Raw genomic sequence first — 14,073 nt, 5'->3', positions numbered from 1 at the left:
ACCAAACGATTGAGTGCTCCCCAAAAAAAAGCGGACAGCCTTGGCTGTCCGCAAATATGCGCACATAGAGAGGAGCTTATCGCAACAACGTTAGAACACCGACTGAATTTTCAGGCCGGCCACCAGGGCGTTGTCGACTTCATCCACGCCACCTGGGTGGGTGATGTACTGCAGGTTGGGACGTACGGTCAGCCAGTTGGTGACGTGAACACCGTAGTTGAGCTCGTAGTTGTACTCGGTGCTGCGCAGCGGTGCGAACAACGGGTCGTTGTAGTCGTTGACGCCATTGGCAGCGTTGGTCAGCTCGGCGTTTTTCTTCACGTCATCGTTGACATGGATACGCGAGAAGCCGATCCCGATGTCATCTTTGGGACGTGCATCGAACGGCCCCTTGTACACGAACATCAACGACTGGTAGTTGTCGACGACGTTGGTGTCCTTGTCGTGGAAGGTCGCGTTGGCGGCGATGTTCAGGCCGCGGGACGCGTCACCGTTGTGAGTGGTGAGCTGTTGCTGCGCCACGAACCAGTAGCCGTGCTTGCTGTCATGGCTGCGATAGGCATTGCCGGTGGTCGCGGCGTCGTTACCGTTGTCATCCTCACGGACGTCATTGGCATCGGCCGTGCTTTTGTAGTAACCGACCCGGTATTCGCCTGGCAGGTTGTTGACCTTCGGCGACCAGACCAGCTCGACCGGGATGACGGTGCCCTTGGTGCCACTGCCGCTGAGCTTGAAGCCGTTGCCGTGCTCCAGTTGCGAAGGGTTCTGGTTGTAGGCACCGATCTGCGCATAGAACTCAGGCGTGAGGTTGTACTTCACGCGGATCGCCGCCTGGCTGACGGGCCAGTTGTACCAGATGTTGGTCGCCCAGTTACCCACCTGGGAACCGCAGAAAGCCAGGTTCTGGAATTCGCAAGGGAAGGTGTTGAAGTCTTCGCCTTCGCCGAAGTAACCGGCCTTCACGTCCAGCTTGCCGTCGAGGAACTGGTGCTTGATCCACAGTTGGGTCAGACGGACCATGTGGCCACGGCCGTAGACTTCCTGCGAAGAGCTCAAGGTGCCGGCACGCGGATCGCCGACACGGTCATTGGAGATGTTTTGCCCGTTACGATTGGTCAGCTGGATCTTGGCCTGGGTGTTATCCCAGCCCCACAGCTTTTGCAGGTCCAACGCCACGCCCAGACCGAACTGGTCGGAGTAGCGCGCTGTCTTGTCGTTGTTGTAGCCACCGTGCAGGTTGCCACCCACTTCACCGACGTAGTCAGCCTTGATGTCGATACCCTGCTCGATCAGCTTGGTCCGTTCACCACCCCAGTCACCCGTCATCCACTGCGAATCGGCGCTGAACGCGTCGGCCGCATGTGCGCTACCGGCCAGCATCATCGCCGCAACGGCTGACAACTGGCAGATAAGCTGGGTGTTGTTTTTCTTCTTCATCCCTACATCCTCGTCTTTATTGTTATTAACTGTTTTTATCTAACGCGGTTTACAACGATTGCGGCGAATGGTCCCCCACCCACCGCATGCTCTGCTGTGGGAACGGGCTTGCTCGCGAATGCGCTGTATCAGTCGCCAGAAATGCCAAATGGCACACTGCATTCGCGAGCAAGCCCGCTCCCACACTGCTTTCTCAGCGGCCCTTGAACTGAGCCACGTTCGCCGCCCGAGCTTCGCCTTGTGGCTGACCCGCCACACCCAGGCGCTCACCTGTCTGCGCATCAAATAGTAATACTTTTTGAGGATCAAATTGAAGCGTCAGATTTTCCCCTGCTTGCGGAGCAAGGTCCGGCGCCAGGCGGCAGCAAACCTTGGTGTCATTTAGACTGACAAATACCAGGGTGTCCGGCCCCGTCGGCTCGGTCACCTGAACCTCCGCCCGGATGGTCGGCAAGCCGTTGGGCTCGCTGCCGGCCAGCACGATCTGTTCCGGACGCAAGCCGAGAATCACTTCACGGTCTTCAAGGCCGGCGTCCTGCATGCCCAGCGGCAGCTCGCAACGGGCCTGGCCGCTGTCGAGCAGCGCCAGCAGGCGACCGTCCTTGCGTTGCAGGCGCAATGGGATGAAGTTCATCGGCGGCGAACCAATGAAGCTCGCCACGAACAGGTTGGCCGGGTTGTTGTAGATATCCTTCGGCGTGCCGAACTGCTGGATGATCCCGTCCTTCATCACCGCCACTTTGTCGCCCAGGGTCATGGCCTCGATCTGGTCGTGGGTGACGTAGACGGTGGTGGTTTTCAGGCGCTGGTGCATCAGCTTCATTTCGGTCCGCATCTCGACCCGCAGCTTGGCGTCGAGGTTGGACAGCGGTTCGTCAAACAGGTAGATCTTCGGCCGCCGCGCCAGTGCCCGGCCCATGGCCACGCGCTGTTGCTGACCACCGGAGAGCTGGCCGGGCTTGCGATTGAGCAGGTGCTCGATCTGCAACAGCTTGGCCACGCGGGTGACTTCCTCGTCGATGGCCGCCTGGGGCATCTTGCGGATCTTGAGGCCGAACTCGATGTTCTCGCGCACGCTCATGGTCGGGTACAGCGCGTAGGACTGGAACACCATGGCGATGTCACGGTCCTTGGGGCTCATGCCGCTGACATCCTGGTCGCCGATCATGATCGCGCCGCCGGTGATGGTTTCGAGGCCGGCGATGCAGTTCATCAGCGTCGACTTGCCGCAACCCGAAGGGCCGACGAGGATCAGGAACTCACCGTCCTTGATCGACAACTCGATGTTCTTCAGGGTGTCCGGCAGGCCGGCACCGTAGGTCTTGTTTACATTGCGAAGTTCAAGCGTTGCCATGATTACCCCTTGACTGCGCCGGCCGTCAGGCCGCGCACGAAATACTTGCCTGCCACTACATAGACCAGCAGGGTCGGCAGCCCGGCGATCATCGCCGCCGCCATATCAACGTTGTATTCCTTGGCCCCGGTGCTGGTATTGACCAGGTTGTTCAGCGCCACCGTGATCGGCTGGGAATCGCCGCTGGAGAACACCACGCCGAACAGGAAGTCGTTCCAGATCTGGGTGAACTGCCAGATCAGGCAGACCATGATGATCGGGGTGGACATCGGCAGGATGATCCGCCGGAAGATCGTGAAGAACCCCGCGCCGTCCAGGCGCGCAGCCTTCACCAGCGCATCGGGAATGCTGACGTAGTAGTTGCGAAAGAACAGCGTGGTGAAGGCCAGGCCGTAGACCACGTGCACGAACACCAGGCCGGTGGTGGTGCTGGCCAGGCCCATCTTGCCGAGGGTGAACGAAGCCGGCAGCAGGACGGTCTGGAACGGCAGGAAGCAGCCGAACAGCAACAGGCCGAAGAACAACTGCGAACCGCGAAAGCGCCACATCGACAGCACGTAGCCGTTCAATGCACCGATGGCGGTGGAGATCAGGACGGCCGGAATGGTGATCTTGATCGAGTTCCAGAAGTAGCCGTTGACCGTCGCCCAGGCCTTGATCCAGCCGATGCCGCTGACCACGGTCGGCCAGCTCAGCAGGTTGCCGGTGCTGATGTCTTCCGGGGTCTTGAAGCTGGTCAACAGCATGACCACCAACGGCACCAGGTAGAGCAATACGGCGAGGATCAGCACCGCGTAGATCGCGATGCGACTCAGGCTGATGGCGGGTTTGGCAGCGAGACTAGTCATGGCGCTTGGTCCTCAGCTCGGAGTACAGGTAAGGCACGATGATTGCGAGAATCGCACCGAGCATCAGGATTGCGCTGGCCGAGCCCATGCCCATCTGGCCGCGGCTGAACGTGAAGGAATACATGAACATGGCCGGCAGGTCGGAGGAATAGCCGGGGCCGCCGGCGGTCATTGCCGCCACCAGGTCGAAGCTCTTGATCGCGATATGCGCCAGGATCATCACGGCACTGAAGAACACCGGCCGCAGGCTTGGCAGCACCACTTTCCAGTAGATGCGCGGCATGCTCGCGCCGTCGATCTGCGCGGCGCGGATGATCGACTGGTCGACACCTCGCAGCCCGGCCAGGAACATCGCCATGATGAAACCCGAAGCCTGCCAGACAGCAGCGATCACCAGGCAGTACACAACGCGGTCCGGGTCGATCAGCCAGTCGAGACGGAAGCCTTCCCAGCCCCAGTCACGCAGCAATTTGTCCAGGCCCATGCCCGGGTTGAGCAACCATTTCCAGGCCGTGCCGGTGACGATCATCGACAGGGCCATCGGGTACAGGTAAATGGTGCGGATGAAACCTTCGCGACGGATGCGCTGGTCGAGGAACACCGCCAGCAGCACGCCAATCACCAGGGTGATGCCAATGAACAGGCCGCCGAAGAGCGCCAGGTTCTTGCTCGCCACCCACCAGCGGTCGTTGTCCATCAACCGCGCGTATTGCGCCAGGCCGGCCCATTTGTAGGTCGGCAGGAAGGTCGAGGTGGTGAACGACAGAACGAACGTCCACACGATATAGCCATAGAAGCCCACCAGGACGATGAACATGCTCGGCGCCAGCACCAGTTTGGGCAGCCAGCGTTGCAGCGCATCGAACGGCGAGGCCTTGCTGAACACAGCAACAGAACTCATGGGGAAATCCAGTATTGAAAACTACAGTGACATCCCTTGTGGGAGCGGGCTTGCTCGCGAAGGCGTCGTGTCATTTCACACACGGTTGCCTGACACTGCGCTTTCGCGAGCAAGCCCGCTCCCACAGGGACAGCGGTATTAACCGTTACTTGGCAGACTGAACCGCAGCACCCAGCTTCTTGGCGGCATCGGTCGGGTCGGCTTTCGGGTCGTTGATGTAGTTGGTCACCACGTCAAAGAACGCGCCCTGCACCGCCAGCGTGGTCGCCATGTTGTGCGCCATGCTCGGCTGCAGCCCACCGGACTTGGCATCCGCCAGGAAGTCCTTGGCCGCGGTCTGGGCGCAGGAATCGAAACCGTACTTGGCCATGTCGCCCAGCATGTCGTTGCGCACCGGGATCGAGCCCTTGTTGATGCTGAAGACTTTCTGGAAGTTCTCGCCCAGCACGACCTTGGCGATGTCCTGCTGGCCGGCCGCGGTGCCCTTGTCTTTCTGCTTGAACACCGCCAGGGAGTCGATGTTGTAGGTGAAGGCCTTGTCGGTGCCCGGGAAGGCTACGCACTCGTAATCCTTGCCAGCGACTTTCTTGGCGGCGGTCCATTCACTCTTGGCCCAGTCACCCATGATCTGCATGCCGGCCTTGCCGTTGATGACCTTGGCCGCTTCCAGGTTCCAGTCCTGGCCCTTGCCGTCGGCGTCCATGTAGGTCGCGACTTTCTTCAGCTCAGTCAGCGCCTTGACCATTTCCGGACCGGTCAGGGCCTTGTTGTCCAGGTCGACCAGGGCTTTCTTGTAGCCATCAGCGCCCATCACCGAAAGCACCACGGCTTCAAACACGGTGCTGTCCTGCCAAGGCTGGCCGCCATGGGCGAGCGGGATGAAGCCCGCGGCCTTGAGCTTGTCGCCGGCGGCGTAGAATTCTTCGAGGGTGGTCGGGTTCTTGGTGATGCCGGCTTTCTTGAAGACTTCCGGGTTGATCCACAGCCAGTTGACGCGGTGGATGTTCACCGGCACGGCCACGTAGTCACCTTCGTACTTCACGGTATCGGAGACTTTCTTGTCGAGCAGGCTGTCCCACTTCTCTTCCTTGGCCACGTCCTTGAGCACGTCGCTGTCGAGCAGGCCGGTGGAAGCCCATTCCTGGATGTCCGGGCCCTTGATCTGGGCCACGCCTGGCGGGTTGCCAGCCACGGCGCGGCTCTTGAGCACGGTCATGGCCGTGGAACCGCCACCACCGGCGACAGCGCCGTCCTTCCAGGTAAAACCGTCTTTCTCGACCTGGGCCTTGAGCACATCGACCGCGGCTTTTTCACCACCCGACGTCCACCAGTGGACGACTTCCACGGTGCCTTTGGATTCGGCGGCAAGGGTGCTGACAGGGAACGCTGCGACGGGAAGCAGGGAAGCAAGAGAAATGACAGTAGCGAGGCGAGAAATCGCATTCATCTAGAAGTACCTTTCTTGTTGTTATGCATGCAAGTCGGTGCTTGCGCTGCATGGATTCTAATCAGAGGGAATCCCTTCGCAGGTAACGAAGGGACGTGCAAATGTCACGACATGGTTACACGGGTGAAGGGCTGGAGAGCCGCGCCAGAGCCGTCGCCATGCTGGGTGCCAGGGGCAGGCGCGGAATCAGCACCGCCTGCCAGGCGTGGTACAGGTCCGGCTTGCCCGGCCAGATATCGGCGCTGGGGCGGTTTTGTGGGTCGAGTTCGTGATGCCAGCTCCCATTGCAGCGGTCGATGAAGTGTTTGTCACAGAATTCCCAGAAAGTTCGGTACCAGGCTTCGTATTTCGCTTCATCGGTCCGTTTGAGCAAGGCACTGGCGGCGGCGGCAGCCTCGGCGTGCACCCAGTGCAGGCGGTGGCGGACCACCGCGCGGTTGTCCCAGTCCAGGGTGTAGACAAGGCCGGGCGCGCCGTCGACGTCCCAGCCGTGGCGGCAGTTCTGGTCGAAGAGTTTCTGTGCATCCTGGGCCAGCCAACCCGGCGTCAGCATGCCGATCTGGACCCGCGCCGCCTCGAGGTGCAGCAACAACCGCGCCCATTCGAACCCATGGCCGGGGGTGGTGCCGTACGGACGAAAGCCGTCGGCGGGGTTGTCGTGGTTGTAGTCGCGCAGCGGCTGCCAGTCACGGTCGAAGTGTTCCACCACCAGGTAATCGTTGGCCGCGGCATGGCCGTGAATCACCCGCTCGACGATGCGCAGGGCGCGGACCAGCCAGCGCGGGTCGTCGGTGGCGTCGGCCAGGGCCAGGAACGCTTCGGTGGCGTGCATGTTGCTGTTGGCACCGCGGTACGCCTCTTCGTCGCGCCAGTCACGACTGAAGGACTCGCGCAGGGCACCTTCTTCTTCGCTCCAGAAATGCGTGTCGATGACCCGCACCGCTTCGTCGAGCAACGCCTGGGCACCGGGACGCTGGGCCACCACGGCGGAGCTGGCGGCCAACGCGACGAAGGCATGCAGGTAGGCGGCCTTGCCGGTTTGTTCGTCATGGGGCTGCGCGGTGGCGAACCAGCCGCCGTGCTCGGCGTCGCGCAACGGCCCGCTGAGGGCCTGGACGCCGTGGTCCACCAGTTCGGCAAAGCCGGGCAGACCTTGGATGTGGGCCATGGCGAAGCTGTGGGTCATGCGGGCGGTGTTCATGGTCTCGGCCCGCGCCCCGGCCGGGAGGCGTCCCTGGTCGTCGAGGTTGCCAAAGCCGTCCGGCAGCTTCGACGCCTTGGCGAACGCCAGCAATCGCAAGCCTTCGGCAGCGAGCCAGTGCTGGTGGGCAGGCGCGTTCAGCCAACTGCTGAAAGCCGGGAGGAAGGTATCCATCGCAGGTCCCTTTTTTGTTGTTTTGACGCAGGGAGTCTAAACAAGGGCGGACGGCGGGCAGGTAACGAAAGGGGCGAGTTATGTCACTGAGTTGTGACATTTACCTGGGAGAGGCGTTGAGGTTACTGGCGCCATCGCGAGCAAGCTCGCTCCCACAGTGGACGTCATGGAGCACCGGTCTCCTTGTGGGAGCGAGCTTGCTCGCGATGAACGATAACGCGGTCTGATCAATCCACACTGCGCGGCAACTGCAACGTCACCCGCAGCCCGCCCTCGCGCAGGTTCTGCAGGCTCACTTCGCCGCCGTGGCTATGGGCAATGTTGCGGGCGATGCCCAGCCCCAGCCCATACCCCTGCTGCTGCCCGGCCAGGCGGAAGTGCGGCTCGAAGACTTGCTCGAGGCGCTGTTCCGGCACGCCAGGCCCTTCGTCATCGACGTGCAGGACGAACGCACTTTCATCGTCCTCGATGTGCAGGTGGGCGTTCTGCCCGTACTTGAGCGCGTTGTCGATCAGGTTGCCGATGCAGCGCTTGAGCGCCAGCGGCTTGCCGTGATACGGCGCCAGCGCGCGTCCGTCCTGGGTCACCCGGCCATTGCCGTTGGGCGCCAGGTAAGGCTCGACCAGGCAATCGAGCACGTGGTTGAGGTCCACCGGCTCGATGTTCTCGTGGATATCGGTGTCCTTGACGCACTGCAACGCGCCCTTGACCAGCAGTTCCAGCTCATCGAGGTCGCGACCGAACTTGGCTTGCAGGTTTTCGTCTTCCAGCAATTCGACCCGCAGGCGCAACCGGGTGATCGGTGTGCGCAGGTCATGGGAGATCGCGCTGAACAACTGGCTGCGCTCGGTCAGGTAGCGGCTGATGCGTTCACGCATGGCGTTGAACGCCCGCCCTACTTCCACCACTTCGCTGCCCCCTCCCTCCGCCACCGGTTCCACTTCGGCGCCCAGGGACATGTCCCGCGCCGCGCGGGCCAAACGCTTGAGGGGACGGCTCTGCCAGTGCACCAGCAGGCCGATGAACAGCAACAGCAGGCTGCTGGTGAGCACGATGAAACCGACCTGCTGCTTGGGCAGGTCCTGCTCTTCGAGGCTGGTGTAGGGTTCGGGCAGCAACGAAGCGATGTACAGCCATTCGCCCGGCGCCATCTGGATCTGCGTGACCAGCACCGGCGGGTTCACCGGTTCGAGCGTCAACGCGTAATGGGCCCAGGAACGTGGCAGCTCATCGAGCTTCAGCCCGCCGTTGAAGATCCGCAGGTCTTCGGGGCTGACAAACTTCACCGAGATGTCGGCGTTATTGCCCAGGGAGCGGCGCAATACCTCGTCCACCGCCTTGAGCACCGCCAGCTTGCGCGGCGTCACCGGCAGCACGTCCATGCCCAGGGGTTTGTCATTGAGGGTGACGACGAACCGGGTACCGCCCATGCTGCGCAACTGATCGAGGACCAGGGGCCGGTAGGCCACCGGCAACGAACGCAGGTAGCTGACGCTGGCGGTCATCGAATGGGCGAGGCTGCGGGCGCTGGTGACCAGGCCTTCGAGCTGCGTGGCACGCAGTTGCGAAACCCAGATCAGGCTGGACAGCGTTTGCGCGAACAGCACCACCAGCAAGGTCAGTAACAGCATCCGGCCGAGCAGCGAACGCGGCACCGGCACCCGTCCTATGACCTTTTTGACCCCATCAATGACCATTGCTGGCAACCACACTGGCTGCCAACTGGTAACCACTGCCGCGTACCGTGCGGATCAGCCGCGGTGGCTTGTCGGTGTCGCGCAGGCGCTGGCGCAGGCGACTGACGGCCATGTCGACGATCCGGTCCAGGGGCATCAGCTCGCGGCCACGGGTGGCGTTGCCGATGGTGTCGCGGTCGAGGATTTCCTGGGGATGATCGAGGAACAGCTTGAGCAAGGCGAAATCGGCGCCGGAAAGAATCACTTCTTCGCCGTCGGCGTGGAACAGCCGATGGCTGACCATGTCCAGCCGCCATTCATCGAACGCCAGCACTTCACCGCCGGACCGTTCCTGGCCGAATTGCGCCCGGCGCAGCAACGCCTTGATGCGCGCCTGCAACTCGCGTGGGCTGAACGGCTTGCCCAGGTAGTCATCGGCGCCCAGTTCAAGGCCGATGACCCGGTCGGCCTCGTCGGAACTGGCCGTCAGCATGATGATCGGCACATGCGCCTGGCGCGGGTGCTGGCGAACCCAGCGGCACAGGCTGAAGCCGTCCTCGTCCGGGAGCATCACGTCGAGGATCACCAGGTCGCTCGGTGCCTCGTTCAGCGCCTGGCGAAAGCCGGCGCCGTCCGGCGTGGTGCGCACCTGGAAACCCGCGCGGCTGAGGTAGGTGTCCAGCAGCTCGCGAATCTCCTGGTCGTCGTCGACCAACAAAATCGATTTGTTCACTGAACTCACAGGGCCTCGTCCTTGCTGGTGGGATTGGCGGATTATGCCTGATGAGCCGGATCTATAAACACCACTACCCCTTGTGGGAGCGGGCTTGCTCGCGAATGCAGGGTTTCATTCAACATTTTCGTCGACTGACACACCGCTTTCGCGAGCAAGCCCGCTCCCACAGGGCCTTACAAATTTTAAACTTGTACCGACTGCTCCAACGCCACGCCCGCCCCCATCAGGCCGGAGTACGGCGCGGTGACCAGCCAGACCGGAATGCCCTTGAAGTAATCGCTCATGCACCCCTTGTCGGCGAAGCAACGGGCAAAACCGCTTTCCAGGAAGAAATCGGCAAACCGCGGGACCACCCCGCCAACGATGAAGACGCCACCGCGCCCACCGACCGTCAACACATTGTTGCCGGCCACGCGTCCCAGCCAGCGGCAGAACTGTTCGAGCACTTCCAGGGCCACGGGATCGCCCGCCAGGCCCGCGGCGGTGATGGATTCGGGCGTATCGAGCACCGGCTCATGGCCGTCCACCGCACAGATGGCCCGGTACACCCGCGGCAAGCCGCTGCCGCTCAGGGCGGTTTCGGCGCTGACGTGGCCGATTTCGTTGTAGATGTGCTGCCAGAGCTGGGTTTCCCGCGGGCTGCTCATCGGCAGGTCGACATGGCCGCCTTCCCCCGGCAAGGCCGCGAACCGACCTTCGCCGAGGTCCAATAGGGTCCCCACGCCCAGCCCGGTGCCCGGCCCGACCACCACCGCCGGGCGCATCGGCTCCGGGGTGCCCTCGCACACGACGCGGTATTCATCGGGACGCAGGCAGGTCATGCCCAGGGCCATGGCCGAGAAGTCGTTGACCAGCAACAGCTTCTCCACCTGCAAGGTCTCGCAGAACGCCCGGTTGCTCAGGCGCCAGTGGTTGTTGGTGAAGCGAAAAGTGTCGCCTCCCACCGGCCCCGCCACCGACAGGCACACCGAGCCGATAGCCCCCGGCGCCATGCCCAGGCCGGCCAGGTAGACCTTGATGGCATCCTCCGGGCAGGCGTAGTCCGCGGTGGCCAGCACCTGGATGTTTTCCAGGTTGTGGTTCTTCCACAACGCGAAGCGTGCGTTGGTCCCACCGATGTCACCGACCAAAGCCAGTTTCAATTAATCGTCTCCAGGGCAGCAGTGAAGGCGCTGGCGCCCTGCTCTGCCGAGCTGAAGGCCATGCGCATGAAGCCGAACAGCTCGCGACCGGTGCCGATGTTGTTGCCCAACAGGCCCTTGGCCGGCTCGCGCGCGGCGAATTCCTCGGCGTCCACCTTCAGTTCCAGGGTGCCTTTGACGCCATCGACGCGGATGATATCGCCCTCCTGCACCCGGGCCAATGCACCACCGACGTAGGCTTCGGGGCTGACATGGATGGCCGCCGGGATTTTCCCCGAGGCGCCGGACATGCGCCCGTCGGTAACCAAAGCCACCTTGAAGCCGCGGTCCTGCAGCGAGCCGAGGTACGGGGTCATCTTGTGCAGTTCCGGCATGCCGTTGGAACGCGGCCCCTGGAAGCGCATCACCGCGACGAAATCCTTCTCCAGCAAACCGGCCTTGAACGCGTCCGCCAGGTCCTGCTGGTCCTGGAACACCATGGCCGGCGCTTCGACGATCTGGTTTTCCAGGGCCACCGCCGAGACTTTCATCACGCCACGGCCCAGATTGCCCTCCATGACCCGCAACCCGCCTTCCGGCGAGAACGCGCGGGCCACCGGGCGCAGGATGTTTTCGTCGAGACTTTCGATCGGGCCGTCGCGCCACACCAGTTTGCCGTCTTCGAGGAACGGCTCCTGGGTGTAGCGGCTCAGGCCGTGGCCGAGCACGGTGTTGACGTTCTCGTGGAGCAGGCCGGCTTCGAGCAGTTCGCGGATCAGGAACGACATGCCGCCCGCCGCCTGGAAGTGGTTGATGTCGGCCTTGCCGTTCGGGTAGACGTGGCTGAGGGTCGGTACCACCTCGGAGAGGTCGGCCATGTCCTGCCAGGTCAGCTGGATGCCCGCCGCCATGGCGATGGCCGGCATGTGCAAGGTGTGGTTGGTCGAGCCGCCGGTGGCATGCAGGGCGACGATGGAGTTGACCAGCGAGCGCTCGTCGACGATTTCGCCGATGGGCATGAAGTTGCCGCTTTGCTTGGTTATGCGCGTGACTTGGAACGCCGCTTCGCGGGTCAGGGCGTCGCGCAGTGGCGTGTTCGGGTTGACGAACGAAGCGCCCGGCAGGTGCAGGCCCATCACTTCCATCAGCAGCTGGTTGGTGTTGGCGGTGCCGTAGAAAGTGCAGGTGCCCGGGCTGTGGTAGGACTTCATCTCCGATTCCAGCAGCTCTTCGCGGCTCGCCTTGCCTTCGGCATAGCGCTGGCGCACGTCGGCTTTTTCCTTGTTGGAAATACCCGAGACCATCGGCCCGCCAGGCACGAAGATCATCGGCAAATGACCGAAGCGCAGCGCGCCCATCATCAGGCCCGGCACGATCTTGTCGCAGATGCCCAGCATCAGCGCGCCGTCGAACATGTTGTGCGACAGCGCCACCGCCGTGGACAACGCGATCACCTCGCGGCTCGGCAGGCTCAGTTCCATCCCGGCCTCGCCCTGGGTCACGCCGTCGCACATCGCCGGCGTGCCCCCGGCGAACTGGCCGACCGAGCCGATCTCGCGCAGCGCCTGCTTGATCTGTTGCGGAAAGGTTTCATAGGGCTGGTGGGCCGAGAGCATGTCGTTATAGGACGACACGATGGCGATGTTGGCGGCGTTCATCATCCGCAGGTGGTGCTTGTCTTCCGTGCCGCAACCGGCCACGCCGTGGGCGAAGTTGGCGCACTGCAATTTGCCGCGCATCGGCCCGTCGCTGGCTGCACCGCGGATCAATGCAAGGTAAGCCTGACGCGTGGCGCGGCTGCGGGCGATAAGCCGTTCGGTGACCTCAAGAACGCGGGGATGCATGTGTAGAACTCCAGGCTAACGGGTGTGGCGACCTGATTGTCTATGCTGGTCAAAAGCCCGCGACGCAATGGGCGCCAGGGGGATTGTTGACCATTCGGACCAGTTGATTCAGGTCACTCGTTGTAGATAAAACAAAATATTGCCACTAAAAAGGCTTGTTTTCTATTTTTATGCGAATAATCTTGTAATTCCAACAACAAATCGACGGCGGCGCAGTTAATGACTCTTCGAATCGCAATCAATGGTTTTGGCCGCATCGGCCGCAACGTCCTCCGTGCACTGTATACCCAAGGCTATCGTCGCGACTTGCAGATCGTCGCCATCAACGACTTGGGCGACAGTGCGATCAACGCTCATCTGCTCAAGTACGACACCGTCCACGGCACATTCGATGCCGATGTACAGCACGATCATGAAAGCCTGACGGTCAATGGCGACCGTATCTCGGTCAGTGCCATCCGCAACCCGGCCGAACTGCCGTGGGCCGCCGAGAAGATCGACGTGGTGTTCGAATGCACCGGCCTGTTCACCGACCGTGCCAAGGCCGCCGCCCACCTCAGCGCCGGCGCCCGTAAGGTGATCATTTCGGCCCCGGCCAAGGGTGCCGACGCCACCGTGGTGTATGGCGTGAACCACGACATCCTGCGCCAGTCGCACCAGATCATTTCCAACGCGTCGTGCACCACCAACTGCCTGGCCCCGGTAGCCCAGGTGCTGCACCGCGAGCTGGGCATCGAAAGTGGCCTGATGACCACCATCCACGCCTACACCAACGACCAGAACCTGACCGACGTCTACCACACCGACCCGTACCGCGCCCGCTCGGCCACCCAGAACATGATCCCGAGCAAGACCGGCGCCGCCGAAGCGGTTGGTCTGGTGTTGCCGGAACTGACCGGCAAGCTGACCGGCATGGCCGTGCGCGTGCCGGTGATCAACGTGTCCCTGGTGGACCTCACCGTGCAGCTCAAGCGCGAAGCCTCGGCCGAAGAAGTCAACGACCTGCTGCGCCAGGCCAGCCAGCATTCCAGGATCCTCGGCTACAACAGCCTGCCGCTGGTCTCCAGCGACTTCAACCATAACCCGCTGTCGTCAATCTTCGACGCCAACCACACCAAGGTCAGCGGCAAGCTGCTCAAGGTACTGGCCTGGTATGACAACGAATGGGGCTTCTCCAACCGCATGCTCGATAACTGCCTGGCGTTGTGCAACGCGGAGTGATTGGAAACGGCAGTTGAGTTCCTGTGGGAGCGGGCTTGCTCGCGAAGGCGGCGGATCAGTCAGACTTCAACCAACTGACACACCGCTTTCGCGAGCAAGCCCGCTCCCACAAG

General features: G+C 62.4%; 11 protein-coding genes. 1 reads left to right on the top strand and 10 read right to left on the bottom strand.

Annotation, left to right across the window (positions count from 1 at the left end):
* Positions 1–90 precede the first annotated feature (90 nt).
* The 10 genes from KI241_RS06095 to edd all read right to left on the bottom strand — a co-directional run bounded on the left by KI241_RS06095 (position 91) and on the right by edd (position 12,739).
* Positions 91–1,437 carry a carbohydrate porin gene (locus KI241_RS06095; protein ID WP_042731273.1) on the bottom strand — a complete coding sequence of 449 codons (1,347 nt, stop codon included), beginning with the start codon at positions 1,435–1,437 and terminating at the stop codon, positions 91–93.
* Between the two features lie 193 nt (positions 1,438–1,630).
* Positions 1,631–2,791, bottom strand: a complete 1,161-nt coding sequence (gene ugpC, locus KI241_RS06090; protein ID WP_042732855.1) for a sn-glycerol-3-phosphate ABC transporter ATP-binding protein UgpC — start codon at positions 2,789–2,791, stop codon at positions 1,631–1,633.
* 2 nt (positions 2,792–2,793) lie between these two features.
* The gene (locus tag KI241_RS06085; protein ID WP_042732854.1) at positions 2,794–3,639 is read right to left on the bottom strand and encodes a carbohydrate ABC transporter permease; all 846 of its coding nucleotides are present in this window, start codon (positions 3,637–3,639) and stop codon (positions 2,794–2,796) included.
* Positions 3,632–4,540 (bottom strand): sugar ABC transporter permease, encoded by a 909-nt coding sequence (locus KI241_RS06080; protein WP_042732853.1) that lies wholly within the window; start codon positions 4,538–4,540, stop codon positions 3,632–3,634. Before KI241_RS06080 ends, KI241_RS06085 begins: the two co-directional genes overlap by 8 nt.
* Positions 4,541–4,685: 145 nt before the next feature.
* Positions 4,686–5,987 carry an ABC transporter substrate-binding protein gene (locus KI241_RS06075; protein ID WP_042730804.1) on the bottom strand — a complete coding sequence of 434 codons (1,302 nt, stop codon included), beginning with the start codon at positions 5,985–5,987 and terminating at the stop codon, positions 4,686–4,688.
* Positions 5,988–6,102: 115 nt separating this feature from the next.
* The gene (locus tag KI241_RS06070; protein WP_042730803.1) at positions 6,103–7,362 is read right to left on the bottom strand and encodes an AGE family epimerase/isomerase; all 1,260 of its coding nucleotides are present in this window, start codon (positions 7,360–7,362) and stop codon (positions 6,103–6,105) included.
* 227 nt (positions 7,363–7,589) lie between these two features.
* Positions 7,590–9,059 (bottom strand): ATP-binding protein, encoded by a 1,470-nt coding sequence (locus KI241_RS06065; RefSeq protein ID WP_042730802.1) that lies wholly within the window; start codon positions 9,057–9,059, stop codon positions 7,590–7,592.
* Positions 9,049–9,780, bottom strand: coding sequence for a response regulator transcription factor (locus tag KI241_RS06060; RefSeq protein ID WP_042730801.1), 732 nt, complete (start codon positions 9,778–9,780; stop codon positions 9,049–9,051). The genes KI241_RS06065 and KI241_RS06060 overlap by 11 nt, the downstream gene beginning before the upstream one ends.
* Before the next feature lie 176 nt (positions 9,781–9,956).
* Positions 9,957–10,916, bottom strand: a complete 960-nt coding sequence (locus tag KI241_RS06055; protein ID WP_212803465.1) for a glucokinase — start codon at positions 10,914–10,916, stop codon at positions 9,957–9,959.
* Positions 10,913–12,739 (bottom strand): phosphogluconate dehydratase, encoded by a 1,827-nt coding sequence (gene edd / locus KI241_RS06050; protein WP_042730799.1) that lies wholly within the window; start codon positions 12,737–12,739, stop codon positions 10,913–10,915. The genes KI241_RS06055 and edd overlap by 4 nt, the downstream gene beginning before the upstream one ends.
* Before the next feature lie 219 nt (positions 12,740–12,958).
* Between edd and gap the strand changes: the two genes are divergently transcribed.
* Positions 12,959–13,960 carry a type I glyceraldehyde-3-phosphate dehydrogenase gene (gene gap / locus KI241_RS06045; protein ID WP_212803464.1) on the top strand — a complete coding sequence of 334 codons (1,002 nt, stop codon included), beginning with the start codon at positions 12,959–12,961 and terminating at the stop codon, positions 13,958–13,960.
* Positions 13,961–14,073 lie beyond the last annotated feature (113 nt).

This window comes from Pseudomonas sp. Cab53, from assembly GCF_018325965.1.
GTDB lineage: Bacteria > Pseudomonadota > Gammaproteobacteria > Pseudomonadales > Pseudomonadaceae > Aquipseudomonas > Aquipseudomonas chlororaphis_E.
Note: the sequence above shows the minus strand (reverse complement) of the source record. Positions and strands in the feature narration are given on the sequence as shown.

What these genes read in the sequence shown, in the direction of transcription:
- gap (WP_212803464.1), top strand. Translation starts at nt 12,959, where the DNA reads ATGACTCTTCGAATCGCAATCAATGGTTTTGGCCGCATCGGCCGCAAC.
- edd (WP_042730799.1), bottom strand. Translation starts at nt 12,739, where the DNA reads ATGCATCCCCGCGTTCTTGAGGTCACCGAACGGCTTATCGCCCGCAGC.
- KI241_RS06075 (WP_042730804.1), bottom strand. Translation starts at nt 5,987, where the DNA reads ATGAATGCGATTTCTCGCCTCGCTACTGTCATTTCTCTTGCTTCCCTG.
- KI241_RS06080 (WP_042732853.1), bottom strand. Translation starts at nt 4,540, where the DNA reads ATGAGTTCTGTTGCTGTGTTCAGCAAGGCCTCGCCGTTCGATGCGCTG.
- KI241_RS06065 (WP_042730802.1), bottom strand. Translation starts at nt 9,059, where the DNA reads ATGGTCATTGATGGGGTCAAAAAGGTCATAGGACGGGTGCCGGTGCCG.
- KI241_RS06085 (WP_042732854.1), bottom strand. Translation starts at nt 3,639, where the DNA reads ATGACTAGTCTCGCTGCCAAACCCGCCATCAGCCTGAGTCGCATCGCG.
- KI241_RS06070 (WP_042730803.1), bottom strand. Translation starts at nt 7,362, where the DNA reads ATGGATACCTTCCTCCCGGCTTTCAGCAGTTGGCTGAACGCGCCTGCC.
- ugpC (WP_042732855.1), bottom strand. Translation starts at nt 2,791, where the DNA reads ATGGCAACGCTTGAACTTCGCAATGTAAACAAGACCTACGGTGCCGGC.
- KI241_RS06095 (WP_042731273.1), bottom strand. Translation starts at nt 1,437, where the DNA reads ATGAAGAAGAAAAACAACACCCAGCTTATCTGCCAGTTGTCAGCCGTT.